Raw genomic sequence first — 25,721 nt, forward strand, 5'->3', positions numbered from 1 at the left:
GTTTATTCCTTGTCACATTCACATTGTTCAATTCTTAGTTTATTAGTTAATTCTGAAATGCTTAACGTTCCTGAAGGTGCCGAAAATGTAACAATAGTACCTACTTTTACAGATGGGTCATCTTCTACGGCGAGTATTTCCTCACAACGATTCAGTGTATCGTTAAATTGTTCTAAGTGCTTTTTAATTGGTAGATGATCATTCCCTTCAGCTATTTTATTGGTAGCTTGTTCAATCATATGAATTGAGTATTTTCTAATATCATGAATTATTGGTATTCTTTTTTCATCTCCTTTTTGCCAAACTGATTTGTTGCATCGCATACAATCACCGAACATTTCACATGGATTAATAGACCAATCACTTCTACATCCTCCTACTTCAGTAATGTGCTTTGGGGCTGCATTTTCATATAAAAATACTTTCCTCTCAGCTATTTTTACCTTTGGCGGGGCATCTAAAGTGACTGGGCCGATAACTTTAAAATCAACGTCGGGATCAAAGGTCTCTATTGATTGTGAAATTATTTCATGGGGAGTGCGAAGGTCGTAATATTCTGACTGCTTTCCATTTTTCCTTCCTGCTAATTCATCAATAAATTTTTCATTTGCACCAGCTAATAAAGCCTCTGTTTGATGATACTTTCTAGTCTTATGCAAAGAAATAGATGGGTATGTTCCATCACTTAAACGAATATCAAGGTTACTAAATAATTTTGCGGGACCTTGGTTATATTGGCTAAGCCAAGTGTTAATGACTTGTCCTGAAAGTACGTCAGGACGCCACCATTGGGGTATTTCGTTACCAATACCTATACCCTTTGTATTGTCTGGTAGGAACGAAACGAGAAGTGCGTTATCCAGTTTGGTTATTTTATCTTTTGAAGTGTAAGGCCAATGTAAGAATTTACTTTGTTTGAATTGTTTTAATAAAAAATTATAAAGATCCTGAGATTTGATGAAGGAATTGGGTTTGACAGCGGTATCGAAAATGGGGTGAGATAATTTTAAATGGCTAGATCCTTTTGCAATATATGTTTTAGCCATTGCACAAGTTATATATTTAGTCTTATCTATATTTGGCGGAATATTTAAGCTCATATTATATTTCTCTCCGGCTTTTTCAAACTCATCAATTCGAATGTGAAGAATCTGCATTTTAAATTTTTTGCTGGTTTTTATAGAAATATCGAATGGTTCTTCTATAAAGTTATGAACTGGTAGTTTAGTTAATCGGCTAGGGAAGTATGAAAAGTGCGTGTCTGGGCATCCTAAAACAAAATGCACATCTTCTTTGGTTAAATACTCCTTATTGAATATTTCTATTAAGTTTTCGGGAATGTAAAGCTCGTTTATTTCTGAAAATGAATTTGGAAATTTCGCTACGTAAAATTTAAATGCCTCATGAGCACTTTGTGAGAAATCTAATATATTTTCAAACATCTGCTTAGCTAAGTTTGATAGCTTATGAGGTATCGGCAGATTCTGTGACTCGCCAATTTTAGGTCGTGCTAATCTAATTCGAGTACGTTCACTGTCTTGGTCAAAATAAAGTGAATCCCTACTTAATAGCAATGTTTCAGATATTCTCATTGAGACAGTTGTGAAAGAAAGTCCACAAATAGAAGCTATAAAGCTGGCTTTGCTTGCTCGTCCATTTTTATCAATAGATTTGCAGTATGCCAAGCCTACTGCAGCTAGTTCTTCGTTTGTTATCCTAGCTGAGGTCTTTTGAACGAACTCGCCATCATCAACAGAAATAGCTTTTTTTCGCGATTTAGGTTTAATATCGGATGTGAAAGAAAATGGTTTATTTAGAAGATTAAAACCATTCCCAGAAAATCTAAATGACTTGGTGTGGTGGCCCGACTGTAACATCCCTGCAAGCATTTCAAGCTCTTTACCTGTGTCATATTTAACACTTTGGCAATAATTACTTTCCTGAATATCCCTTAAAGCTCTTTGAAAGCTAATTAGTTTTATTTGGCCTAGATTATTACTATCACCATTTAAAACTCGGAGTGCTTTTTCAAGGTAAATTAAAGCCAGCACTGTAGATTTTGGGTGTGACCGCAAGTCTCTATAAGTCGTTATTACATTAATATAAGTTTTTGCGAAAAGTAGATAGTTTATCGATGTGATGAATTTATTTTCGTCATGCGATTTTTCTAATACTTTTGTGTTGGATATTAAGTCACCCTTTAGAAACTCTTGTTTCAGAAAAAAAGATTTTACTGAATCATGGCTGTGAGGAATAAAGCGTGAAGAATACTCAAAATATGGAAGTTCCTTTTCAAATTTACCAACATGGACATTGTTAAAATTAGCTGTTCCAAAAGGTAACCCCCAGTCAATAAATTTTTGAAACCTATCCTGAACATTTAAATCATGGTCAATTTTGAATAAAGGTAACTTATCTATCATTTTTTTCTTTAATAGAAGAAATTACAAAATTGACAGCATCTATAAGATAGTCATCTCTACTCGTGGCTTCGATAGGTAGGTTTAGTTTTTTTGACCGCTCCTTTTTGGTAATTAGACTCTTGAGAACTGCTTGATGAGCCCCATCCTCAAACGCTTCAAATCGCGGGCAAATGTAACATCCGAATGTCGCAAGAACATCGCACGGCTTGGTAGAACAAGATCCAACGTCTTTATCGATTTCTGGATCTAAAATCCTGTGATTTAAATCGGGGTATGTTGACTGATCTCTTTGAATAACCTTACCCTTGAATGCTGATACCAAACTCTCATGATGGTTTGATAATTGACTTTCATAACTAATAAAAGCTTCTTCTGTTAAGTTAACATAATGAGTTAATGAGACTGTAGATGTTTGAAATCCAGCTCTTGCCAAAACTTCAAGTGGCGCTCCTAGCATTGCTAAATGAGTTAATTTCGTATGCTTAAACCTTCGACTAAATAGGCTTAGATTAAGAAGCTCTGAATCGGCGGATGTTATGTACTTTCGACTATACATAATGCGGCTAGTAATGTTCACTCCTTTTTTATTAATACAAATCTCGTCCCCAGAACCTTTTTTTGAGATGCAAAATATCGGCAGTGTACTTTCTGGTGCATTTTTTGTAATTTTAGAAATATAATTTACATGATCAGCTACCGCTCTACCTACTGGCTCAGAAAGTGTATACGTCATCATGTATTTTCGAGCTGGGGTGGCTTTTTGTTTAACTATTGGAACGTTAATTAGAACTTTAATCAAATTACCATCAATATCTCTATTAATTTTGATGTCACCAAACTCTAGTAACTGCAACTGTGATGGTCTCATTGCTTCTGAAATAATTAACCTCCACATCAAATAATCTTGCGTATTAAACTTTCCAGAGATGTATAAACTTTCAACATTAGTAAGGATATTTCTTATCTGCTGGATACTAAATGGACGCTCATGTGGGGTTGAATTTTGGATTTGAATAGTGCTTTTAGGCTTGGGTGATCTCGATGACTTTATATGGTTCTTGAGGTCTGAATCAACTCCCGGAACGTTAAGATTAATCCAATACTTTATCAAAGATCTTAATAACTTTTGTGATGATGCTGATTTGTCTTGTATAAACCAGTTGTACATTGCTAAATTAATAAGTGATATTTGATTTGGAACTAATGCTTTTATTGCTCTTATAAACATCGAAAACTCAATATCCCATCTTCTAACAGTCGAGATTTTTCTTCTGCCATTTAATGCATGAATAATAACGTAGTAATAAATGCTGCTGGTTGCTTTTGTTAGTCCATTTGATGATTGAGTGAGTCTAATATTTGCGTTTTCAGCATCACCTTTTAATTTCATTATTTCCAAGTTAACATCAACTAGCTGATCAGTATCAATTGGTCTAATCTTTTTAGGAAAGTCATCAGGAATAAATTCGTTGGGATAAACTATAAAGGTGTCATACCCTATAAATTTGTTATTCGCCGTCAAGAATGCGGTCCCTTTCTTGAATTAGTTCTGCTGTTTGGTCGATTATATGTCTTTGACTATATCTCGAAGGCATTGTAGATGTATTAGTCCATCTACCTCGTTGTATCAAGATGCTTCTTACATCTTTTCCTTTTGAATATGCAAGATTTGCTATTTCATTAAAGTGAGTGTGCCTCAAAGTATGTGGTGAGAACCATTCTGGAAAATCTTTTAAAGACTTTAGTTTAGATATAACTCTGTTTAAGTTACGTTGTGAGATTGGTTCTCCAATTGTTGGACCACTATGGCAAACAAAGAGGTATTGGTGTTCTTTCACTTTAGGGCTCATTGATATTGCAAGCCTTCTTTCATTGGTAATGTATTTGATTAAATCATTAGTTAAATTTTTGCTAACGGATATATCACCTGAAAGAGTTTTAGATGCAGGCTCTTTAGGCCTTGGGTCCAAACTATCATTTGGTTTATGCTTGACTCTTATTATCCCTATAAACTTGCCAGGAACTATCTCGTAGTTATCTAAAATATCAGTACACTTTAACTTGAGGCATTCTCCTGATCTCAGTCCAGTTTCATAAAGAAACCTAGCAATCAATCTATCTCTAATCCCGTGGTTTGTATTACTAAAAAGCTCATCGGAATAAATTGCGTGCTTAAATGTTGCAGTTTGCTTTGAATCCAAAGAGTAAATCGGGGCAGGCTTTTTATCAGACTTATAATTTTTTTCAAAAGATTTGAAAATTATATTCTTATATTTCTCACTTTTCACTAGAGAGTCATCATCAATATTTAGTAGACCTTCAATAAAGTCTTCAGTAAGCCATATTAGATAGTTGCATAAATTTCTTAAACGAGAATTGGAGGTGGAAATATCAACTAAATTACCTGATGGAATACTATGAATTCTTGAATTATCGATTGAACGAATTCTAGCTAATTCTTTTGACGTGAAATCGCACCAACCACTGAAATCATCAATTTCTCTTTTTGTTAGTGCAATTAAATTATTTTTTACTCGGGTTTCTGGGGACATCCAATCTGGATTTCTTGATTTTTTTATTAACGTCCATTCTAAGAAAAATGCTAAATCTCTAAGAATTGCAAGATGAGTGTTAAGGCTTTTTTGACCCAAATTTCTATATATATATAAAGTTGGAAACTCACAAGGTAGGCCACTGCGAGAATCTAAAAGAATTGCTCTTCTGATGGAGTGCTTGGTAACTCCGTAGCCGATTGGTTGAAGAATAATTTTAGTTTGCGCAGTTAGGTTTTCAATCATTAAATGTTTACATAAAATATATGTGCTTAAATATATTATAAGACATAAATATATGTTTTATCTAAATATTAATTTTTAATCCTAAAGGCATGATTGTATTAATAATTTTATTGCCAATGTTTACGATTTTATTCTTGTGCTAATAACTTTGCCGCCACTCATACAGACCAGCACGGTGTCGCCTTCTTCAATCATGTTGTAGTCGCCAATGGCTTTGCCCGTGGCGCTAATTAAACTGTTGCGCAGTTTGATGAAGTTGTTTGAGTGGTTGTCTGGTAAGTGTTTAATCATAATGTGTTGAAATCTAAAATAGGTGGCAAAGTGGCATCACGTTTGATGGGGTATTTGTCATATGTTGCTATAAGTTTAAAGAGCGGCCGCCATCAACTGCTAATACGTGGCCTGTAATAAATGGTGCGTCGTAAATCAAGAATTTAACTGCCTTGGCCACGTCTTCGGCCTCGCCTACGCGCTTGAGTAATGTTTGATTGATCACACGTTGCCGATACACTTCATCAAATTGTGGGTTGCTTTCTGGCCATTGTACAGGACCAGGCGCTACCGCATTTACTCTTACTTCTGGGCTCAGTTCATGTGCGAGAGATTTGGTTAGCGTTACTAAACCAGCTTTCGCTACGCTATAAACAATGTAGCCTTTTTTCGGGCGTTCAATATGCATGTCGGTAATGTTAATGATGCAACCGTTGTTTTTGCGCAACTCAGCCGCTGCGGCTTGTGCTAAAAATACCGGTGCTTTTAAATTGCTGCCGATTAAGTCTTGCCAGTTTTCTTCGTTAATTTGCCCCAAATCTGTTGGGTAGTAAGTCGAAGCATTGTTAATCAGTACGTCTAATTTACCAAAGTGGTTCACAGTTTCGCTCACCAGCGTTGGCAATACATTGGTATTGAGTAAATCTCCTTGGATAATGGCGACTGAATTTGCGCGCAATAAGTTGAGCTCAGCTTGAAGCGCACGAGCTTCTGTCATGCTCGTGTTGTAATGAATCATTAGCTTGGCGCCATGCTTATGTAACTCGCGGCACATCGTGGCGCCAACGCGTTTAGCGCCGCCAGTGATTAAAATAACTTTATCTTTGTTTGTATCCACAGTTTACTCATTTCTTTCTTCTAAAATATTATAATGGCTTATGAGTTCATTACCTATTCCTAGCGCTGATGCACAAGCGCATAGTCAACAGCTTGCTTCGTTAATTCAAGATAGCATTAGTCAACATGGTGGTTGGCTGTCATTTGCTGATTTTATGCATATAGTGCTTTATACACCTAGCCTAGGTTATTACAGCGGCGGCGCTAAAAAGTTCGGCGTAGGTGGAGACTTTGTTACCGCGCCTGAAATTTCCCCTTTGTTTGCACAAACCTTTGCCAATCAAGTGGCGCAGGTGTTAGTTGAAACGCAGGGTGATGTGCTGGAGTTGGGCGCCGGCACCGGTAAGCTTGCGATTGATCTGTTGCTTAGCTTGCAGGCGCTTAAGCAATTGCCAGACCATTATTATATTCTTGAAGTTAGTGCTTACTTGCGACAGATTCAGCTTGAATCAATGCAGAAGCAACTCCCTCCAGCGCTGCTTGAGCGAGTTGTTTGGTTGGATGCGTTACCTGTCAATTTCGTCGGTGTCATGTTGGGTAATGAGGTGCTGGATGCTGTTCCCGTGCACTTGGTATACAAGCCAGTATCTGCCGATTCACAAACCTTGTATGAGCGAGGTGTGGCGTTTAATGGCAATTTTTATTGGCAAGATCAACCATTAGCTTCTGGTGAGCTTTTTGATTTGGTGAATGCATATGGGTTGCCTGATGATTATCTGACGGAAGTAAGTCCTGCCGCAATTGCGCTGATCAGTAGTTTGGGGAGCTCATTAAAACATGGCGCTATTATCATGGTCGACTATGGTTTTTCTGCGCGTGAGTATTACCATCCACAACGTAATCTAGGGACATTAATGTGTCATTATCAGCATTATGCACACGTTGATCCGCTGATTTATGTTGGCTTACAGGATATTACTGCGCATGTGGATTTTACCAGTGTCGCTAATGCAGGTGAGCGCAGTGGTCTTGAGTTGATGGGCTTTTGTTCACAAGCACAATTTTTAATGAACTGCGGTATTTTAGATATCATGAGTCAAGTCTCTCCGCATGATATGGCGCGCTATGCACCGCTTGCCGCCGCCGCACAAAAATTACTGTCTCCTGCCGAGATGGGGGATTTATTTAAAGTAATCGCCCTAGGTAAGGGGCTTAATCAAGCATTGGTTGGCTTTGCCTCTGGCGATAAGTCGCACACGCTTTAGCGATATTGATGTCGTTAACATGATCGAGGTAATTTGTTGGGCCTGACGAGTTGTGATAGCTGAAGTATAATTCGCCCTTATGAATACATTAAATCAAACAGAACAAGTTCAAGACGATGCTGAAGACCTAAGCCAGCGTCGTATCCGCAGTTTCGTGTTGCGCCAAGGGCGTTTAACTAAAGGTCAGGCGCGTGCGCTAGAAACAGGTTTTCCACAATTCGGTGTGAATTACGCGCCTGAGTTGTTAGATCTTAATGCGGTGTTTAAGCGCGCTGACAGTAAAAAGATTCTAGAAATTGGTTTTGGTATGGGGGAAACCACAGCCAAAATTGCCCAAGTGTTACCTGATTGTGATTTCTTGGCCGCCGAGGTACATACGCCAGGCGTGGGTGCATTACTTAAACTTATTGAGGAAAATGCGCTCACAAACATTCGTGTGATTCAGCATGATGTGGTTGAAGTGCTGCATCACATGGTGCCAGATGCCAGCCTAGACGGCGTGCATATCTTTTTCCCTGATCCGTGGCATAAAAAACGCCATCATAAACGACGCTTGATTCAGGCTGAATTTGTAAAGTTGCTATGCACTAAGCTTAAGGCTGGTGGCTATCTGCATGTGGCAACGGATTGGCAGGAGTATGCTGAATGGGTGCTGGAAGTGCTTAATGCGGAAACTCAGTTGCAAAATACGGCAACAGATTATGCGGTCAAACCAAGTTATCGCCCACTAACCAAGTTTGAGAACCGTGGTTTAAAACTTGGACATGGCGTGTGGGATATGGTGTTTACACTTAAATAGTATTACTGCCTTGACTGGCTTATAGTTATTCCACTAATTAACTCTATTATCTAGTCATTCCGTGCTTGACACGGAATCTAGTGACTTAAAAACTCTGGATACCGACTTTTCTCGCTTCCGCTTGGCACTGAAGTGCTTAGTGGAAGCGGTGGAGACCTTCGCGGTCTCGTCGGCATGACGATTTTGTGCGATAGGCACAGCATTGGATTATTTGATGGAACAGTTATAGTTGTTTGGCTTACTTGGTTGTAAAGTCAGCTAAGCTAAGCTTATTTTGTGTGGTTGTTTAAACAGTTTCAGCTGAAGTATCGTCTTCAGTAAATAGCCATTTGCCAATTACTTTTTCAGCCTCTTCTACGCCTTGTTTCTTTAGGCTAGAAAATAATTGAATAGTGCATTCGCTGTGATAGTGGTTACCCCATGTTTCTATCAATTCCTTGCGCACCCGATTCAGCGTCAAAGAAGCCTCCCCGCGTGACAGCTTGTCTGATTTTGTCAGTAAAACGTGTACAGGTTTTCCGCTTGGGCAAAACCAATCCAGCATTTGGCGGTCTAGCGGTGTAAGCGGGTGACGGCTATCCATGACCAGCACTAAGCCGCCTAGGCTAGTGCGTTCTCCTAAGTAGCGCGCTAATACGTTTTGCCAGTGCGCGCGCATGGCTTCTGGTACTTTAGCGTAGCCGTAGCCGGGCAAGTCTACAAGGTGTCTATCGTTGCCCAGTGTGAAAAAGTTAATCAACTGCGTGCGTCCAGGCTGCTTACTCACAAACGCTAATCGATTGTGGTTGGCTAAGGTGTTAAGTGCGCTGGACTTTCCAGCATTGGAGCGACCAGCAAAGGCAACTTCAATGCCACTGGCAGGTGGTAAATCGCGCAGATGGTGGGCGGATATAAAGAAAGCGGCGTTTTGAAATAAAGGCATATTGATCCTGATTTTGCTAAAGCAAATTCCTTGTGTAACTCAGCATGTTTTTCAAATCAATGTCATGAATTGATGATGACAGATTGTTGCAGTTTTTTTGAATTATCAAAGGAATTGATGTAATGGTGAAAAATGCTATCACGAATAGTTGTTTTTCGCTAAAATAGCGCGTTAATTGGTTGAATAATTTAGATTTAGGAGCGGTAATGCAATTTCGTCATCTAGCTTGGTTGATATCTGGTTTAATGTTGGGGATTTCTATTCATGCGCAAGCAGAAGATTCTGCGACAAAATCTGCACAGCAAACAGTGAACAATGTCTGTGCTGCCTGTCATGCAGCAGATGGAAATAGCGCGATTAGCCTTAATCCTAAATTAGCGGGTCAGCATCCAGAGTACTTGCAAAAACAGTTAACGGAATTTAAATCTGGTAAGCGTGCAAATGCTGTCATGTCAGGCATGGCAGGCGCGTTGTCGGATGAAGAGATAAAAGAGTTGGCGGTTTACTTCTCAACCAAACCAGCTGCCTTAGCTAAGGCTAAATCAAATGGTGCCGGTTCAGTTGGCGAAAAAATTTACCGTGCAGGTAATGCTGCGACTAGTGTGCCAGCTTGCGCGGCTTGTCATAGCCCAAACGGTGCTGGTCTGCCAAAACAGTTTCCACGCTTAAGTGGTCAGCATGCTGATTACACGCTTGCTCAGTTGAAAGCTTTCCGTTCAGGTGAGCGTGCCAATGCGCCAATGATGATGACGATTGCAGCTAAAATGTCAGATGCGGAAATGGCTGCTGTAGCGGATTATATTCAAGGTTTGCGCTAGGTCAGTATTAATGAAAAAAGGGTGGCAATGCTGCCCTTTTTTAACGTTAAATGCCTGGGAAAACCTCCTTTTTTGTTAAGGTTAGCAACTATCACTGCTCAGCTAAAGTCATAAGTAACAGCAGTATCCACGTGCATTAACCTAAATTTACCCTCAGAGTGCCGTATTTTGAATCCTAAATTATCATTTACTAAAAACTTCCTTGATTTACTGAGTTCTATGCGTTTTGCGGTCAGCTTGCTAAGTGTGTTGGGCGTTGCTTCTGTTATTGGTACTGTGCTTAAGCAAAATGAGCCATATGAGAACTACATTGTAAAATTTGGACAGTTCTGGTTCGCTTTGTTTGAATATCTTGGCTTATATGATGTTTACCATAGCGTTTGGTTTTTAGTGATTCTGTTGTTTTTGGTGGTATCGACCAGTTTGTGTATTTACCGAAACACACCGTCAATGCTTAAAGAGTGGCGCACATTTAAGGACCATGCAACAGAAAAGTCCCTGCGCGCATTTAGTCACCAGGCTACTTTTAATTTAACGGCAGATTATGCGGCTACTAAGCAAGCTCTGTTGCAATTTTTAAATGCAAAAGGTTTTAAATATAAAATCAAAGCACAAGAAGATGGTAGTGAGTTAATCGCAGCTAAAGCTGGTACGCATCAGCGTTGGGGTTACATATTTACGCACGTGGCGATGGTAGTAATTCTATTCGGTGGTTTGCTGGATGGTAATTTGCCTTTTAAAGTGCAGGAAATGTTGGGATACAAGCGAATCGAAACGCTAGATTTGCCTGTTTCAAAAGTGCCAGCTGAGAGCAGAATGTCTGCTAGCAATCCTTCGTTCCGCGGCAATATGACCTTGTCAGAGGGGGCAACGCACAACGTGGCTTTTTTACGCGTGCGTGATGGCTATTTGGTGCAGGAGCTACCGTTTGCTGTTGGTTTGAAAGATTTTCGTATAGAACATTACGCAACAGGTCAGCCAAAGTCATTTGAGAGTGATTTGGTGATTTTTGACCCGGCGTTGAAGGAGCCTATTACTAAAACCATCAGCGTCAATCATCCTTTAACTTATAAGGGTATTGCAATTTACCAGTCAGATTTCCAAGACGGTGGTACTGGCCTTAAATTTAATGTGTGGAATCTGTTTTCTCCAAGCGAAAAATCTCACGCATTATCTGGTGCAATATTCGATGAGGGCGCACTAGGTGAGGGGGATGACCTCTTGCGTGTTGAATATAACGATTTCCGTAAGTTTAATATTATTAATATGTCGCCTGATGGCAAGGGTAAGCCACATAACGTAGGGCCTAATGTCACGTATAAGCTGCGCGATAGCCGCGGTCAGGCTGTTGAGTATGTTACTTATATGCAGCCTATGCAAATTGATGGCAAGTTTTATTTCTTGTCTGGTATGCGTGAAACGGTGCAAGAGGATTTCCGTTATTTGCGCATTCCTGCTGATGAGGATCTTAGTATTAATGGGTTTATGGGTTTTAGGGCGGTGATGCTAGACTCGTCTAAATATCAGGAAATAGCAAAACGCATCGCCAAAAAATCATTAGGGGTTAGTGATAATCCTGAAATCAAAAAACAGTTTGAACTAAGTTTAGTACGATTGTTAACTATTTTTGCGCAAGGTGGCTATAGTGAGGTTGCTAAAGTCATTGAGCAAAGTGTGCCAGAAAAAGAGCGTGAAGCCTCAGCGACTACTTATATTAAGATGGTGAATATCGCAGCTTACGAGGCTTATAACATGGGCTTGCAACTGAGTAATAAGCCTCTGCTGAAAAATAGTTCTGAAACAGAAGCGTTGATGCGTGATAGTCTAAATGCCTTTAGTGATATGTTCTTTTATGGCGCGCCATATTACCTACAGCTTAATCAGTTTGAACATAAAGAGGCTAGCGGTCTGCAACTAACTAAGTCACCAGGCCAAAAATGGGTGTATTTGGGCTCTGTAATCTTGGTGTTGGGTATTTTCTCTATGATGTATATCCGCGAAAGAAGAATTTGGTTGTATCTAAAACCAAGTGCGAACGAAGTGCATTTTGCAATGGCTTCAAATCGTAAGAATCTGGATTTTGAAAAAGAGTTTAGTTTGTACCGCGAACAACTTGCTGGCATTGTTAGCTAAGGATATAGAAATGAACAATACATTGGATTATCAACAAAAAACATTGTTACAACGGTTGAACTGGCAAGACTGGCTTTACGCCTTAGTCGTTGTTGCTGGTTCAATATTTGCCTTTGTTAAATATGCACATTATATGGATGCATATGAGGTTACTTTTCTATTTGGCGCGGCACTACTGTTTAGTTATTTAGGATGGCAGTGGAAGTCGCTAGGTAAATTGGTGATAGGTGTTGGTGTCATCAGTCTTGCCTCTATCGCCTTATATCAAGGGGATCAGGCGCGTGCAACGGAAGTGTTTTTCCTTAAATTTTTAATTTCAAGCCAGTCCGCCATTATGTGGATGAATGTTTTATTTGTGCTTGCAATGGTGACGTATTGGTTTGCTCTATATAAGCGCAGTGCTTTTAGTGCGAATGTGGCTTCCGCTTTAACATGGGTGGCAGTGCTGTTCGGTTTTGTTGGCCTGATGGTGCGCTGGTATGAGTCTTATCTCATTGGTGTAGATGTTGGGCATATTCCAGTAAGCAATCTGTATGAGGTTTTTGTGTTGTTCTGCCTCATTACCGCTTTGTTGTATCTGCACTATGAACAGAAGCTAAATACCAAGCAGTTGGGTGGTTTTGTGTTACTAGTCATCAACGCCGCGGTTGGTTTTATCTTGTGGTATACCTTTGATCGTGAGGCGCACAATATTCAGCCGCTGGTACCAGCGCTGCAAAGTTACTGGATGAAAATTCATGTACCAGCAAATTTTGTGGGGTACGGATCATTCTCTTTAGCGGCAATGGTGGCGCTAGCTTACTTGCTTGCTAGTAAAGGCGTGTTAACTTCGCGTTTGCCTAGTTTGGAAGTGTTAGATGATTTAATGTACAAAGCGATTGCTATTGGGTTTGCCTTTTTTACGATTGCAACCATTTTAGGTGCAATGTGGGCGGCTGAGGCTTGGGGTGGTTATTGGAGCTGGGACCCTAAAGAAACCTGGGCGTTGATTGTTTGGTTAAATTACGCGGCATGGCTACATTTGCGTATGGTTAAAGGCTTGCGCGGCCCGTTATTAGCTTGGTGGTCATTGATTGGTTTGATTATTACGACCTTCGCATTCTTGGGCGTGAATATGTTCTTGAGTGGATTACATTCATACGGTACGTTATAACTCAGGTTCCATGTATATGTAACACGTGTTGATTTAATACATAGATGTTGGTTAATTTTATAAAGCATTGTGATCAATCACAATGCTTTATTTTTTAACTTAAGCTTATGTATAGCTATTCCACTAAATAATTCTACTCCCACCTAGTCATTCCGTGCTTTCGTGTGTGAATAACCAGCTGAGCCAGCATTTGGCATTGCCGCTCCACTAAAGGGCTAAAGCCCTAAGTGAAAACGCGAAAGCGCATTATTCATACGTCACAGCTGGCATGTCCCATGGTGAAAACCTTTTACACGTTGCTTGCCAGTTTGCTGGCTTATCGCACCAATCTTGTCGCTTTAGCTACTTAAGATTGGTGGTGATGCCCTTTGTGGGTAGCAAATTGGGGTAGCCAAACACTGGCTCACGGTCTCGTCGGTATGACAATTTGTGCGATGAGACACAGCATCGTATTGTTTGATGGGATAGCTATAGTTAAGTAAAACGGATGTTTATTCACTTACTTTTTCAAGTCTAAACCTCACCTCACCATTAGCGTTATCTGTCAGGCTTAATAGGTAGCCGGCATTCTCAGCTTGCTGGGCGGCATGATATAAACCAACCCCCAAACCACTTTTTGAGCTGACATGTGATTTAAATAGTTTCTCTGCAACTTCATTAGGAATAGCTGAGCCAGTATCGGTGACTTCTATGCAAAAGTGACTGGATGGCATTAGGCAGACATTGATGTTAATACCAACTTCAAGCCTAGCTTTCTCCAGCGCATTTTGTATTAAATTATCTACGACGCTATCCAATACATCAGGGTCGATGTCTGTCTTTGGTAAGTGTGTAGGTGCTTCAAATTGAACTTGGTAGTGTGCGTTAAGTTGCTTAAAGTTTTTCCACCAGTGGCTAACTTTGGCTTGGTTCTTTTTCTCTATACCAGGTTCCTCAAGCTTGTTGAGCGTGCTTGAAAGGCGCTGGCTTAGCCTTGGAAGTTGCTTCTTGATCAGGTCTACTAGCCTAGCGTCATCTTCTGCGTGATTGCTCTGTTCTGCAGCGGCAGAAAGTGTGCCTAACGACTGTAAAATGTTCTTGATATCATGCGTCAGTCTAGAGCCTGTTTCATATAAGCTTTGCATGTAAGCGTTTTGGCTGATGGTTTCTTCACGGCGTTTCGCCTCATAAAACTCACCTAGGATTTGCGTGAGAAGTTGCACGTGCAGATACATGGCAGGTGTAAATTGCCAGCGTGAATAAAGCGTTAAATGCAGCTGTTGAAAGCTAAAAGTGGAGATGAAGTGCGTGGTTTCGCCAATCTCTTGGTGGGTGTCGTTAGAGTGCCAAGACACGCCGCTTACCCAGTTTAAGGCGGCTAACTCACGCATTGATGCTTGTAAAAATCCCTCAGCAGAAGTTTCGTTTTCAGCAAATGCTGCAATTTTTCTAATCCACTGCTCAAATGGCAAGCCTATGCTTAGTAGGTAGCGTGACATGAGCAGCTCTAAGCCTGAGAATGTTGCGCTAGGATTCCATAGCCAACTAATCGCAACCAATGTGATTGCTAGGCCAAAAACAGTAAAAATAAGCAGTTTTACATAATGAATTTGCCAGACGATGCCAATCGTAAAGCTACTTAATATGACAATTATTGTCAGTAAGAATATGAGTAAGGTGTAAAAGAAGTCAATATTGGGCGTGTATGCTGGGCTATTCTTTTTAGCAGATAAAAATAAAATGGTGAGTGGAAGTATTGGCAATACATAAATAAGGAGTAGCTCTGCAGCAAGTAAGTCGTTATTTGCGTCAAGTAGTTTGGGCACAACCCAAAGTAGAAGAATGGCAAGTAGATACGAAGCAGCAAGGATGTTTGGGACTTTTGAATGTGAGGCCTCACTCGATAGTACGCGCCCACCAATCAATGAAAATAGTCCTGCAATCCAAAATGCGGTGACCCACCAGTTAGTAAGAAAAGTGGTGAAGTAGGCGCCGACGAGTACGATACCCACCATTTTCCAAGATAACTTATCGCTTTGGCGCATGACTGGCTGCCATAACAAAAAGAAACCGTAATGGCATAGCAGTAGTGCAGTTTGCAAATGACCGCTACCCCCCCAGATTAAAAGCGCATGTAATGACAGCATCATGAGTGCCATTAGGCGGTCATGATTGTTAAGTGCTAGCTGGTAAAACTGATAAAGAGATCGCATAATTGAGACAGCTCACAAATTAATTAAATGAACATACTGTTAGAATTTGAACATAAGTGTTCAATCTTTGACAATAATTCGTGCGTAATAGATGGTATATCTTGTAGAATACAAGCAAATTGCTAGTAGATGTGATCAATGATAGCTGGTATGTTATTTGCTTGCTAGAAACTAACACTTTGAGTGTTTTAATTTACATGTTTAAAATGGCACATTAAATTTGTGCACAGTTCGGGGAACTAAATGAAAAGAACACAGGCAGGCTTTACGCTAATTGAGTTGGCAATCGTGCTAGTAATTATTGGCCTATTGCTTGGAGGCGTACTTAAAGGGCAAGAGCTGATTAATAGTGCTAAAGCAAAAAGTATTGCGAGTGATTTTAAAAACGCACAAATATTTATTTATGGTTATCAAGATAAATTTAGAGCATTGCCAGGCGATGATGCTGGTGTTGTAGCACATGTGGGCACTGGAGCAACTTTGGCAACGACAGGTGGTACGGTAGGTAATGCGCGTATTGACGGTGTATGGAACTCAACTACATTAACTGATGAGTCTGCTTTGTTTTGGCAGCATGTACGTTTGGCCGGTTTAGCAACAGGTCCTACGGCTACAGGAGATGCTAATTATTTACCTAGAAACTCAGACAACGGTCGGATCGGTGTGCAGAGTATGGGGACTGGATTTACTACAATCACAGGTATGACAGGGTTGTATGTGGTGTGTTCAGAGAATATCGCGGGTCGTTTGGTTAAGCAGATAGACATTAATATGGACGATGGCAATACCGCAACAGGTTCTTTGCGAGCTATTGTTACTGGTACAGCAACTCCAGTGGCAACGACCGCTATAGCTGAGGGTGATCCATACACTGTGTGTATGAGTTTCTAAGTCTTCTTTGTTTCAAAAGCCCGCTGCATGGCGGGCTTTTTTATTGGCATTAGCCGTTGCTTTTGCTTTGACCATGTTGCTATATGACATTTAAGCTTGCGTAGAATCCTAATTGTTCTAAAATGGCAACTTGAGTAAAAGCAAGAAAACTAACTGAAAAATTGTGCTTTAAATGACATCAAATATTGTAGAAATTGATAATCTTTCCTTTGGGTACAACGGTCGCTTATTGCATAAAGGCATTAACATGGTTTTTCCTAAGAGAAAAGTCGTGGCCATTATGGGTGGTAGCGGTAGCGGCAAGACCACATTGTTACGTTTGATTGGTGGGCAAATTAAGCCGACTAAAGGCGAAGTGCGCGTTGATGGGCATGTGGTGCATGAGCAAAGTCGTGATGACATTTATCAATTACGTCGTACAATGGGCATGTTGTTTCAGCACGGTGCTTTATTTACCGATCTAAGCGTATTTGATAATGTCGCATTTCCAATGCGTGAGTTAACAGATTTGCCTGAGTCTATGATTCGAGACTTGGTGTTGCTCAAGCTTAATGCAGTAGGTTTGCGCGGCGCGCACAAGTTTATGCCAACCGAGTTGTCTGGAGGTATGGCACGTCGCGTGGCATTAGCAAGAGCCGTCGCATTAGATCCAAATATCATCATGTACGATGAGCCGTTCGCTGGCCTAGACCCCATCTCGATGGGCGTGATCTGTGGCTTAATTCGCAGTCTGAATGATGCCCTAGGCGCAACGTCCATTATTGTTTCGCACGATGTAAAAGAAACTTTCTTGATTGCTGATTACGTCTACTTTGTTGCCAATGGGGAAGTTACAGCAGAGGGTACTCCTGAAGATTTAATGCAGTCTACCCTGCCATTTGTTCACCAGTTTGTGCATGGTGAAAAAGATGGCCCGGTGCCTTTCCATTATGCCGCGCCTGATTATCGCGCTCAGTTGTTGGGTTGAGCATTTTGCTCACAATAGCAGTTCAATGGATTTAGTTTAATGATTAATATAATAATTAATAAAATTTCTCGGCTTTTAAGTGGTATTGGCAGCCGAATGGTTGCGCGCATCTGGCGTTTAGGTGCGGGTGCGCGGCTGTTTATGTTGGCCATTATTTATTCAGGTGAAAGTTTTAAGCGTTTTCATCTTACATTGCGTGAAATTTACTTTACCGGCGTGATGTCATTGTTGATTATTATTGTGTCTGCGTTCTTTGTGGGCATGGTGTTAGCCTTGCAAGGCTATAACACGTTACAGAAATATGGTTCATCAGAGGCGATTGGCGTGTTGGTGGCGCTAGCGTTAGTGAGAGAGCTGGGGCCTGTGGTGACTGCCTTGTTATTTGCTGGCCGTGCAGGTACCGCGATTACCGCTGAAATTGGCTTGATGAAAACGACTGAGCAGTTATCAGCCATGGAGATGATGGCGGTTAATCCAATTGCACGCGTGGTTGCACCAAGGTTTTGGGCCGGTGTAATCACTATGCCGATACTTGCTTCTTTGTTTTCAATGGTCGGAGTGTTGGGCGGTTATTTAGTTGCAGTGCCTTTGATTGGTGTTGACGATGGTGCTTTCTGGTCGCAGATGCAAGCTAATGTAGATGTTCGCGCAGATATTATTAATGGTGTGATTAAGAGTGTTGTGTTTGGTGTTGCATGTACGATGATTGCCTTGTTTGAAGGCTTTGATGCGCCGCCAACCGCTGAGGGTGTTAGTCATGCCACCACCAGAACAGTAGTGATTTCATCGCTGACCGTATTGGGTTTAGATTTTGTATTAACATCTTTTATGCTGGTTGTTTAGCCCATAAAAACAAAGTTGAGAGGGTAGTGAAGTGGATAGAACAAAAATAGATTTATGGGTAGGTATTTTTGTGGCGCTAGGCATGGCAGCATTGCTTGGTCTTGCCATGAAGGTCGGTAATTTAACTTCAAGTAAAATAGGCGAGACTTATAATGTGAGTGCTGCCTTCGAGAATATAGGCGGTTTGAAGCCAAATGCGCCTGTGAAGAGTGCTGGCGTAGTTGTTGGACGTGTTGCTGATATTGGCTTTGATGCTAAGACTTACGAGGCAATTGTGACCATTAAAATAGATAAGCGTTATGCGTTCCCAAAAGACACATTTGCCAATATTTATACAGCAGGCTTGCTGGGTGAGCAGTATGTTGGCTTGGAAGCTGGTGGTGAAGATGATGTGCTGAAGAATGGCGATAAAATCACACAGACGCAAGATGCGATTGTGTTAGAAAAAATGATTAGTCAGTTCTTGTATAACAAAGCTTCTGAAACCGAGGCTGATAAAGGTACAGCAAATGCTGCATCTGGAGAATCAGCAGCGGCTAAGTCAACCGAATTGGGTGATGCACCGTTTTAATCACGGTTAGTAATAGTCTTGATGTTAATTAATTGGTCATTTTGACGAAAATATAAAAGGGCTCCAATGAAAATGTTTTTGAAATTAGTAATGAATGTTGCTTTCATTACCTCTATGTTTGTTAATGCTAGCTTGGCTCAGGCAGAGCTTACTGCAGATGAGTTAGTGAAGCGCACGGCTGAGGATGTGCTTAGCACAATCAAAAGTGATAAAGACATTCAAGCTGGCAATCAGCAAAAGATTTTTGCGCTGGCTGAAGAAAAGATCTTACCCAATTTCGACTTTGATCGCGTTTGCCGTATGGTGCTTGGCAAAAACTGGAGAGCAGCCACACCAGAGCAGCAAGCCGCTTTTCAGAAAGAGTTCCGTACTTTGCTGTTGCGTACGTATGCTTCTGCATTAGGTAAATATAAAGATCAAGTGATTGAGTACAAGCCTTTGCGTGCTGAAGCCGGTGCTAAAAATGTGAGCGTTAAAACACAGATTTTACAACCTGGTGGTCAGCCGATATCTGTTGATTACAGCCTAGTGAAAGCCGAGAATGGCTGGAAAGTGTATGATATTGTGATTGAGAGCGTGAGTTTGGTAACGAATTATCGTAGCCAGTTTAGTAGCGAAATTCGCCAGAACGGTATTGATAGCTTGAATAAAAAACTTGCGGATAAGAACAAAGCATCTGGCGTATGATTAGTTTCGATTCACAAGAAAACAAATGGCTAGTCTCTGGTGAGATATTGGTGGATAACGCCAATGCAGTGCTTGTTGAGAGTGCTGTTTTGCCGATGAATGATGCACTTCAGATTGACTTCTCAGCGGTTACCAATACAGATACGTCCGCTATTAGTTTGATTATGGAGTGGCAACGCAGAGCTGCTACTTCTAATCATAAAATCACATTTAAAAGCTTACCTGAAGGTCTTGGTAGTTTGGCTACCCTTTATGGGGTTGCTGACTTTATTCCATTGAGTGTTTAACTCTTTGATCCAAGACCATTTCGGGGTCGGTAGTTTTTCTTTGGAAATATAGGTTTTTTTGTAGGCCGGCATTTTCAAATGACCGCCCACTATTTTAGATAGTGCATTCTAAATAGTGGCGCATATTTAGAATGATTTTTTGAAAGTTAAGGCTTTTTGTAGTTGAGTGCTGATAAGTTTTAATTGTTAATCGAAAGTCATTTCTTGAATCATCCCGCAATTCATATCCATGGCGTACATAAAAACTTTGGTGCGCTACATGCCTTAAATGGTGTTGATCTTACCATCGAGCAGGGTGAGTTCTTTGCCCTGCTTGGGCCTAATGGTGCAGGTAAATCTACCTTGATTAATATTCTTGCAGGTCTTATTGCACCCAGCGCCGGTAGCATCTCAGTGATGGGTTTTGATGTGCAGCAGCAATACCAGCAGGCGCGTCAGTTATTGGGCGTGGTGCCTCAAGAGTTGGTATTTGATCCTTTTTTTAATGTTCGAGAAATGTTACGTTTTCAAGCTGGCTATTTTGGCCTTGGGCGTGAAAATGATCTGTGGGTAGATGAGATATTAGAAGGGCTGGGTTTAGCAGATAAGGCGCATACTAATATGCGCAAGCTATCTGGTGGCATGAAGCGTCGTGCGCTTATCGCACAGGCGCTTGCCCATAAACCGCCTGTGATTGTGCTGGATGAACCTACCGCAGGTGTGGATGTTGAATTGCGCCAGATGCTTTGGGAGTTTATCAAAAAGCTAAACCGGGATGGTCACACCATTATCTTAACCACTCATTATTTAGAAGAGGCCGAAACGTTGTGCAGTCGTGTCGGTATGATGAAGCAAGGTAAGATAGTCGCATTAGATAGTACGGCTAATTTGCTTAATAAATTCTCAGGTAAACATTTGCGACTGACATTAGGTAATGTGAGCTTGCCGCAAGATGTGGAGCGTTTGGTGCGCCATGTTGAAAACGGTATTTATACCTTTGCTTTAACCGATATGAGTCAGATAGAGTTGGTACTTTCATCTTTACGCGCTAGCGGTATTAAGGTGATTGATATGCAGTTAAATGAAGCAGATCTGGAAGATGTGTTTTTATCGCTAGTCGGCAACGAGACCGTTAATCATCAATCAGTGAGTCATGCATCATGAGTGATTTGAAAATAAATACTTCACTCAATAGTCGATCAAGCTGGATTGGCCCTTGGACTTTGCTGAAAAAAGAATTGCTACGATTTTGGCGCGTTTCTTTTCAAACAGTGGCGGCCCCAGTGATTACCGCGCTGTTGTATTTATTGATTTTTTCTCACGTGTTAGATAAGCACGTGCAGGTGTATGAAGGCGTTGCCTATACTGAGTTTCTCATTCCTGGCTTGATTATGATGTCTGTGCTGCAAAATGCATTTGCGAATAGTTCATCTAGCCTGATTCAATCGAAAGTCATGGGCAATATCGTATTTGTTTTACTAACCCCCCTGACACATTTGCAGTTTTTTATGGCGTTCCTAATTGCTGCAATTATTCGCGGATTAGTCGTGGGTTTGTGTATTTATCTTGTGGCCATGTGGTTTGTTGATTTAACGGTGGCTAATCCATGGATGATTATTGCATTTGGTTTGCTCGGTAGTGCGTTGCTCGGTACTTTTGGCATTATTGCGGGGATATGGGCAGATAGATTTGACCAGATGGCCGCCTTCCAGAATTTTATTATTATGCCGCTGTCATTCTTGTCCGGTGTTTTTTATTCAATTCATTCATTACCGCCATTTTGGCAAAAAGTATCGCATCTGAATCCATTTTTCTACATGATAGACGGGTTTAGGTATGGCTTCTTTGGTAAGGGTGATGTATCTCCGGTCCTCAGTTTGCTCATCGTGGCGGCGTCCTTCCTTGTGTTAGCACTGATCACATTAAAAATGTTAAAATCAGGCTATAAACTTAGGTCATAATGCACTTAGGTCATAATGCTAAGTTAAACAATTTAGCTAGTTGAATTATTAAAGGTGAGTAACACGTGTTAAGTGCCCAGCAGTTGGAAACATACATCACGCAAAATTTAGCGTGTGATTATATAAAAGTATTAGGTGATGACGGTACGCATTTTGAGGCGGTCATCGTTAGCCCTGAATTTGTTGGTAAGACTATGGTTAAGCAGCATCAGTTGGTGTACTCAGCCTTAGGCGACAGGATGAGAGCTGAGATTCATGCTTTATCCATGCAAACGTTAACCCCAGACGCGTGGTTAACGTTGCAAGCTAACAACTAAGGCTAAAGTGTGTCTAATCAAGTACCAGTAAAAAGTTTTTGTAATTAAGTTTTGTAATTAGGATAAATAATGGATACGCAGGAATTAATCAGAAGTCAGGTAACAGGTAACCCAGTAGTGCTGTATATGAAAGGTAGCCCAAAGTTTCCACAATGTGGTTTTTCAAACTTGGCAACGCAAATTCTCAATGCCTGTAACGTAGAGTACGTGGCGATTGATGTGTTAGCAGATCAAAATATCCGTGAGGGTATTAAAACTTATGCAAACTGGCCAACGATTCCACAGTTATATATTAACGGTGAATTTGTAGGTGGTTCAGACATTATGCGTGCCATGTATGAAAGTGGTGAGCTTCAAACATTATTGAATGCGACTAAATAATTGGACAAACTGCTGATTACAGGCGGTAATCGCCTTCATGGTGAGGTTGTCGTTTCTGGTGCTAAAAATGCGGCATTGCCGATATTGTGTGCATCACTACTTGCTGAAACACCGTTACATCTATCCAGTGTGCCTGCATTAAAAGATGTAGGTTCAACCATCAAGCTGTTAGAGCAAATGGGTGTAAAGGCTGAGCGTATCGCAGATAAGGTGTCTTTAGACGCAAGTGTTATCCACACTAAAGAGGCGCCGTATGAGATGGTTAAAACCATGCGCGCGTCTATTCTGGTGTTGGGCCCTTTGTTAGCGCGCTTTGGGCACGCCCGTGTTTCTTTACCTGGTGGCTGTGCTATCGGTTCACGTCCTGTGGATTTACACATCAAGGGTCTTCAGGCCATGGGTGCGGAAATTCATATCGAGCACGGTTACATTGAAGCAACGACCAAGCACTTGCCTAATCAGCGCTTGCAAGGTGCCCGTTATTATATGGATTTAGTGACCGTCACTGGTACTGAGAATCTGATGATGGCAGCTGCATTAGCAAACGGTGTAACGGTACTAGAGAACGCAGCAAAAGAGCCTGAAGTTGTCGATATGGCAGAGTGTCTGATTAAAATGGGTGCAAAAATCACAGGTGCAGGTACCGATGTAATCACCATTGAAGGTGTAGAGCGCCTATCAGGTACTACACATAACGTGGTCTGTGATCGTATTGAAGCCGGTACTTATATGGTGGCCGTTGCGATGACTGGTGGTGAAGTGACATTGCGTAATGTGCAAACGCATCTGCTAGATGCAGTGATTGAGAAATTACGCGAAGCTGGTGCAACGGTGACATCCGATGCTGATAGCATTACTGTTAAAAGTGATGGTCAATTAAAAGCGGTGAATATTCGTACCGCACCTCATCCAGCATTCCCGACCGATATGCAGGCGCAGTTTATGGCGCTGAATACCATTGCGACTGGCGTTTCGAAAGTAACAGAAACAATTTTCGAAAATCGTTTTATGCATGTGCAAGAAATGCAGCGTTTGGGTGCGGATATTGATATTGATGGCAATACCGCTCTGGTCAAAGGGGTGTCATTCTTGGATGGCGCCACTGTGATGGCAACTGATCTGCGTGCTTCCGCAAGCTTGGTATTAGCTGGATTAGTCGCCCGTGGCGACACAGTGATTGAGCGTATCTATCATTTAGATCGTGGTTATGAAAATTTGGAAGCTAAGTTGAATGCCTTAGGTGCCAACGTAAAGCGAATAGCATAGAGAAAATTGAAAATGATTACGATAGCACTTTCAAAGGGTAGGATTTTTGAAGAAACAGCACCGTTGCTGGCAGCGGCAGGCATTCATGCGGCTGAAGACCCAGAATCGTCTCGTAAGCTGATTATAGAAACAAATCGACCAGATGTACGTTTGATTATCGTACGTGCGACTGATGTGCCTACTTATGTACAGTATGGTGCTGCTGATTTAGGTATCGCTGGTAAAGATGTGTTAGATGAGCATGGCGGTGATGGTTTGTATCAGCCGATAGATCTACAGATTGCAAAATGCAAAATGATGGTGGCGGTGCGTGAAGATTTTGATTATTTCGGCTCTATTCGAAGTGGTGCGCGGCTTAAAGTGGTGACTAAATACGTAAAAACTGCGCGTGAGCATTTTGCAGCAAAAGGCATGCACGTGGATTTGATTAAACTCTACGGTTCTATGGAGCTTGGCCCATTAGTTGGGTTAGCGGACGTGATTGTTGATTTGGTCAGCACCGGCGGCACTTTGCGCGCTAATAAGCTTAAAGCGGTAGAAGAGGTTGGTGATATCAGCTCAAGGCTGGTTGTTAACCAGGCATCACTTAAGCTCAATAGAGCTAAGTTACAGCCGATTATGGATGCGTTTCAAACTGCTATTGCAAAGAACAAATAAATTTAGGTATATAGGTTAGTCATATGAACATTAGACGTTTCTCTACTTCAGATGGTGATTTCCAAGCGAACTTAAAGCAATTGCTTGCATTTGAAACAGCGCAAGACGATAGCATTGACGTGGTGGTAGCAAATATCTTAAAGGATGTTAAAACCCGTGGTGATGCGGCTGTGCTGGAGTATACCAATCGTTTTGATAAAACCAATGCTAGTCAAATCAGTGAACTTGAAATCAGTCAGTCTGAATTGATTGCAGCATTGAATGGCTTGCCAGCTGAACAACGTGCAGCATTACAAACGGCTGCAGACCGTGTAAAAAGTTATCATGAAAAGCAATTGATGAGCTCATGGAGTTACACGGAAGCTGATGGTACTTTGCTTGGTCAGCAAGTGACGTCATTAGATCGTGTCGGTCTATATGTGCCTGGCGGTAAAGCTGCTTACCCTTCCTCGGTCTTAATGAACGCGATACCGGCGAAAGTCGCTGGTGTTCAAGAGCTGATTATGGTGGTGCCGACGCCTAATGGTGAGAAAAATCAGTTAGTACTGGCTGCTGCTGCTGTATGTGGTGTTGACCGCGTATTCTGTCTAGGCGGTGCGCAGGCAGTCGGCGCGTTGGCATATGGCACTGAAACCGTGCCACAAGTTGATAAAATTGTAGGGCCTGGTAATGCCTATGTTGCCGCAGCCAAACGTCGTGTGTTCGGTGTGGTTGGTATTGATATGGTGGCTGGCCCTTCTGAGATTCTGGTCATTTGTGACGGTAAAACGAATCCAGACTGGATTGCAATGGACTTGTTCTCACAAGCTGAGCATGATGAATTGGCACAATCTATTTTGCTAAGTCCTGATGCTGACTTTTTAGACCAAGTGGCGGCTAGTATTCAGAAGCTAGTGCAGGAAATGCCGCGTAAAGATATTATTACCACGTCATTAACAGACCGTGGCGCTTTAATCCACGTGCGTGATTTGGAAGAAGCAGCAGACATCAGTAACTACATTGCGCCAGAGCATTTGGAGTTGTCTGTGGAAGAGCCATTGGCTTTTAGTAAAAAAATTAAACACGCGGGCGCTATTTTTATGGGTCGTGATACTTGTGAAGCGTTAGGTGATTACTGCGCTGGACCAAATCATGTCTTACCTACGTCACGTACTGCAAGATTTTCATCACCGTTAGGTGTTTATGACTTCCAAAAGCGCTCAAGCTTAATTATGGTGTCTTCAGAAGGCGCACAAGTGTTAGGTAAGGTTGCTGCCACGTTAGCTTATGGTGAAGGTCTGCAAGCGCACGCGCGCTCTGCTGAATATCGTCTTAAGTAGTCTGTGATTGGCATTTTAAGCATTGGTCTTGATGGACGATGCTTA

At 41.4% G+C, this 25,721-nt stretch carries 24 protein-coding genes and 1 pseudogene; 18 read left to right on the plus strand and 7 right to left on the minus strand.

The window, feature by feature from the left end; translation table 11 throughout:
* Positions 1 to 2: 2 nt before the first annotated feature.
* From FG24_RS05535 to FG24_RS05550, 5 genes and pseudogenes are all read right to left on the minus strand, one after another.
* Positions 3 to 2,423, minus strand: coding sequence for a hypothetical protein (locus FG24_RS05535; RefSeq protein WP_036301840.1), 2,421 nt, complete (start codon positions 2,421 to 2,423; stop codon positions 3 to 5).
* Entirely contained in the window at positions 2,413 to 3,945 is a 1,533-nt protein-coding gene (locus tag FG24_RS05540) for a hypothetical protein (protein ID WP_036301842.1), read from the minus strand. The genes FG24_RS05535 and FG24_RS05540 overlap by 11 nt, the downstream gene beginning before the upstream one ends.
* Positions 3,932 to 5,221 (minus strand): tyrosine-type recombinase/integrase, encoded by a 1,290-nt coding sequence (locus tag FG24_RS05545; protein WP_036301844.1) that lies wholly within the window; start codon positions 5,219 to 5,221, stop codon positions 3,932 to 3,934. Before FG24_RS05545 ends, FG24_RS05540 begins: the two co-directional genes overlap by 14 nt.
* 147 nt (positions 5,222 to 5,368) lie before the next feature.
* Positions 5,369 to 5,512: pseudogene (locus FG24_RS12680) on the minus strand (tRNA 2-thiocytidine(32) synthetase TtcA); the annotation flags it as partial.
* Positions 5,513 to 5,579: 67 nt separating this feature from the next.
* Positions 5,580 to 6,329: a pteridine reductase gene (locus tag FG24_RS05550; protein ID WP_036301845.1), complete on the minus strand. Its 750-nt coding sequence runs from the start codon at positions 6,327 to 6,329 to the stop codon at positions 5,580 to 5,582.
* 40 nt (positions 6,330 to 6,369) lie between these two features.
* Here FG24_RS05550 and FG24_RS05555 point away from each other — a divergent pair, with 40 nt between their 5' ends.
* Both FG24_RS05555 and trmB read left to right on the plus strand, forming a co-directional pair.
* Positions 6,370 to 7,533: a class I SAM-dependent methyltransferase gene (locus FG24_RS05555; RefSeq protein ID WP_036301846.1), complete on the plus strand. Its 1,164-nt coding sequence runs from the start codon at positions 6,370 to 6,372 to the stop codon at positions 7,531 to 7,533.
* Positions 7,534 to 7,612: 79 nt separating this feature from the next.
* The gene (gene trmB / locus FG24_RS05560) at positions 7,613 to 8,332 is read left to right on the plus strand and encodes a tRNA (guanosine(46)-N7)-methyltransferase TrmB (RefSeq protein WP_036301848.1); all 720 of its coding nucleotides are present in this window, start codon (positions 7,613 to 7,615) and stop codon (positions 8,330 to 8,332) included.
* A 286-nt stretch (positions 8,333 to 8,618) separates the two neighbouring features.
* On the opposite strand, the gene yihA is transcribed toward trmB, so the two are convergent.
* Complete coding sequence (gene yihA / locus FG24_RS05565; protein ID WP_036301850.1) at positions 8,619 to 9,254, minus strand: ribosome biogenesis GTP-binding protein YihA/YsxC; 636 nt, start codon at positions 9,252 to 9,254, stop codon at positions 8,619 to 8,621.
* A 206-nt stretch (positions 9,255 to 9,460) separates the two neighbouring features.
* On the opposite strand from yihA, the gene FG24_RS05570 reads away from it, so the two are divergent.
* The 3 genes from FG24_RS05570 (at position 9,461) to ccsB (ending at position 13,358) form a co-directional block, all read left to right on the plus strand.
* Positions 9,461 to 10,072: a c-type cytochrome gene (locus FG24_RS05570; protein WP_036301852.1), complete on the plus strand. Its 612-nt coding sequence runs from the start codon at positions 9,461 to 9,463 to the stop codon at positions 10,070 to 10,072.
* 219 nt (positions 10,073 to 10,291) lie between these two features.
* A complete protein-coding gene (locus FG24_RS05575) occupies positions 10,292 to 12,205 on the plus strand; it encodes a cytochrome c biogenesis protein ResB (protein WP_036301855.1) in 1,914 nt (637 codons plus the stop codon).
* 10 nt (positions 12,206 to 12,215) lie between these two features.
* A complete protein-coding gene (gene ccsB, locus FG24_RS05580) occupies positions 12,216 to 13,358 on the plus strand; it encodes a c-type cytochrome biogenesis protein CcsB (protein ID WP_036301857.1) in 1,143 nt (380 codons plus the stop codon).
* Positions 13,359 to 13,849: 491 nt separating this feature from the next.
* Here ccsB and FG24_RS05585 read toward each other — a convergent pair whose 3' ends face one another.
* A complete protein-coding gene (locus FG24_RS05585) occupies positions 13,850 to 15,550 on the minus strand; it encodes a sensor histidine kinase (protein WP_081880946.1) in 1,701 nt (566 codons plus the stop codon).
* 243 nt (positions 15,551 to 15,793) lie between these two features.
* Here FG24_RS05585 and FG24_RS05590 point away from each other — a divergent pair, with 243 nt between their 5' ends.
* The 13 genes from FG24_RS05590 (at position 15,794) to hisD (ending at position 25,676) form a co-directional block, all read left to right on the plus strand.
* The gene (locus tag FG24_RS05590; protein ID WP_036301860.1) at positions 15,794 to 16,441 is read left to right on the plus strand and encodes a prepilin-type N-terminal cleavage/methylation domain-containing protein; all 648 of its coding nucleotides are present in this window, start codon (positions 15,794 to 15,796) and stop codon (positions 16,439 to 16,441) included.
* A 172-nt stretch (positions 16,442 to 16,613) separates the two neighbouring features.
* Positions 16,614 to 17,408 carry an ABC transporter ATP-binding protein gene (locus FG24_RS05595; protein ID WP_036301861.1) on the plus strand — a complete coding sequence of 265 codons (795 nt, stop codon included), beginning with the start codon at positions 16,614 to 16,616 and terminating at the stop codon, positions 17,406 to 17,408.
* Between the two features lie 39 nt (positions 17,409 to 17,447).
* Complete coding sequence (gene mlaE / locus FG24_RS05600; RefSeq protein WP_036301864.1) at positions 17,448 to 18,251, plus strand: lipid asymmetry maintenance ABC transporter permease subunit MlaE; 804 nt, start codon at positions 17,448 to 17,450, stop codon at positions 18,249 to 18,251.
* 31 nt (positions 18,252 to 18,282) lie between these two features.
* A complete protein-coding gene (mlaD, locus tag FG24_RS05605; RefSeq protein WP_036301865.1) occupies positions 18,283 to 18,822 on the plus strand; it encodes an outer membrane lipid asymmetry maintenance protein MlaD in 540 nt (179 codons plus the stop codon).
* Positions 18,823 to 18,888: 66 nt separating this feature from the next.
* A complete protein-coding gene (locus FG24_RS05610; protein ID WP_036301867.1) occupies positions 18,889 to 19,509 on the plus strand; it encodes an MlaC/ttg2D family ABC transporter substrate-binding protein in 621 nt (206 codons plus the stop codon).
* Positions 19,506 to 19,796 carry an STAS domain-containing protein gene (locus FG24_RS05615; protein ID WP_036301869.1) on the plus strand — a complete coding sequence of 97 codons (291 nt, stop codon included), beginning with the start codon at positions 19,506 to 19,508 and terminating at the stop codon, positions 19,794 to 19,796. The genes FG24_RS05610 and FG24_RS05615 overlap by 4 nt, the downstream gene beginning before the upstream one ends.
* A 204-nt stretch (positions 19,797 to 20,000) precedes the next feature.
* Positions 20,001 to 20,939 (plus strand): ABC transporter ATP-binding protein, encoded by a 939-nt coding sequence (locus FG24_RS05620; RefSeq protein ID WP_200876870.1) that lies wholly within the window; start codon positions 20,001 to 20,003, stop codon positions 20,937 to 20,939.
* Positions 20,936 to 21,736 (plus strand): ABC transporter permease, encoded by an 801-nt coding sequence (locus tag FG24_RS05625; protein ID WP_036301872.1) that lies wholly within the window; start codon positions 20,936 to 20,938, stop codon positions 21,734 to 21,736. The genes FG24_RS05620 and FG24_RS05625 overlap by 4 nt, the downstream gene beginning before the upstream one ends.
* 65 nt (positions 21,737 to 21,801) lie before the next feature.
* Positions 21,802 to 22,053, plus strand: a complete 252-nt coding sequence (locus tag FG24_RS05630) for a BolA family protein (protein ID WP_036301874.1) — start codon at positions 21,802 to 21,804, stop codon at positions 22,051 to 22,053.
* Between the two features lie 69 nt (positions 22,054 to 22,122).
* Positions 22,123 to 22,434: a Grx4 family monothiol glutaredoxin gene (gene grxD, locus FG24_RS05635; protein ID WP_036301876.1), complete on the plus strand. Its 312-nt coding sequence runs from the start codon at positions 22,123 to 22,125 to the stop codon at positions 22,432 to 22,434.
* A complete protein-coding gene (gene murA, locus FG24_RS05640) occupies positions 22,435 to 23,700 on the plus strand; it encodes a UDP-N-acetylglucosamine 1-carboxyvinyltransferase (protein WP_036301878.1) in 1,266 nt (421 codons plus the stop codon). It begins immediately after the preceding gene.
* A gap of 12 nt (positions 23,701 to 23,712) precedes the next feature.
* Positions 23,713 to 24,357 (plus strand): ATP phosphoribosyltransferase, encoded by a 645-nt coding sequence (hisG, locus tag FG24_RS05645; protein ID WP_019899795.1) that lies wholly within the window; start codon positions 23,713 to 23,715, stop codon positions 24,355 to 24,357.
* Between the two features lie 23 nt (positions 24,358 to 24,380).
* Entirely contained in the window at positions 24,381 to 25,676 is a 1,296-nt protein-coding gene (gene hisD / locus FG24_RS05650; RefSeq protein ID WP_036301879.1) for a histidinol dehydrogenase, read from the plus strand.
* Positions 25,677 to 25,721: the final 45 nt, after the last annotated feature.

The sequence above is a fragment of the Methylotenera sp. L2L1 genome, assembly GCF_000744605.1.
GTDB lineage: Bacteria > Pseudomonadota > Gammaproteobacteria > Burkholderiales > Methylophilaceae > Methylotenera.

Excerpts from the sequence above, each read along its gene's own strand:
- FG24_RS05535 (WP_036301840.1), bottom strand. The coding sequence starts at position 2,423 with ATGATAGATAAGTTACCTTTATTCAAAATTGACCATGATTTAAATGTT.
- FG24_RS05545 (WP_036301844.1), bottom strand. The coding sequence starts at position 5,221 with ATGATTGAAAACCTAACTGCGCAAACTAAAATTATTCTTCAACCAATC.
- FG24_RS05555 (WP_036301846.1), top strand. The coding sequence starts at position 6,370 with ATGAGTTCATTACCTATTCCTAGCGCTGATGCACAAGCGCATAGTCAA.
- trmB (WP_036301848.1), top strand. The coding sequence starts at position 7,613 with ATGAATACATTAAATCAAACAGAACAAGTTCAAGACGATGCTGAAGAC.
- yihA (WP_036301850.1), bottom strand. The coding sequence starts at position 9,254 with ATGCCTTTATTTCAAAACGCCGCTTTCTTTATATCCGCCCACCATCTG.
- FG24_RS05570 (WP_036301852.1), top strand. The coding sequence starts at position 9,461 with ATGCAATTTCGTCATCTAGCTTGGTTGATATCTGGTTTAATGTTGGGG.
- FG24_RS05575 (WP_036301855.1), top strand. The coding sequence starts at position 10,292 with ATGCGTTTTGCGGTCAGCTTGCTAAGTGTGTTGGGCGTTGCTTCTGTT.
- ccsB (WP_036301857.1), top strand. The coding sequence starts at position 12,216 with ATGAACAATACATTGGATTATCAACAAAAAACATTGTTACAACGGTTG.
- FG24_RS05585 (WP_081880946.1), bottom strand. The coding sequence starts at position 15,550 with ATGCGATCTCTTTATCAGTTTTACCAGCTAGCACTTAACAATCATGAC.
- FG24_RS05590 (WP_036301860.1), top strand. The coding sequence starts at position 15,794 with ATGAAAAGAACACAGGCAGGCTTTACGCTAATTGAGTTGGCAATCGTG.
- FG24_RS05595 (WP_036301861.1), top strand. The coding sequence starts at position 16,614 with ATGACATCAAATATTGTAGAAATTGATAATCTTTCCTTTGGGTACAAC.
- mlaE (WP_036301864.1), top strand. The coding sequence starts at position 17,448 with ATGATTAATATAATAATTAATAAAATTTCTCGGCTTTTAAGTGGTATT.
- FG24_RS05610 (WP_036301867.1), top strand. The coding sequence starts at position 18,889 with ATGAAAATGTTTTTGAAATTAGTAATGAATGTTGCTTTCATTACCTCT.
- FG24_RS05615 (WP_036301869.1), top strand. The coding sequence starts at position 19,506 with ATGATTAGTTTCGATTCACAAGAAAACAAATGGCTAGTCTCTGGTGAG.
- FG24_RS05625 (WP_036301872.1), top strand. The coding sequence starts at position 20,936 with ATGAGTGATTTGAAAATAAATACTTCACTCAATAGTCGATCAAGCTGG.
- grxD (WP_036301876.1), top strand. The coding sequence starts at position 22,123 with ATGGATACGCAGGAATTAATCAGAAGTCAGGTAACAGGTAACCCAGTA.
- hisG (WP_019899795.1), top strand. The coding sequence starts at position 23,713 with ATGATTACGATAGCACTTTCAAAGGGTAGGATTTTTGAAGAAACAGCA.
- hisD (WP_036301879.1), top strand. The coding sequence starts at position 24,381 with ATGAACATTAGACGTTTCTCTACTTCAGATGGTGATTTCCAAGCGAAC.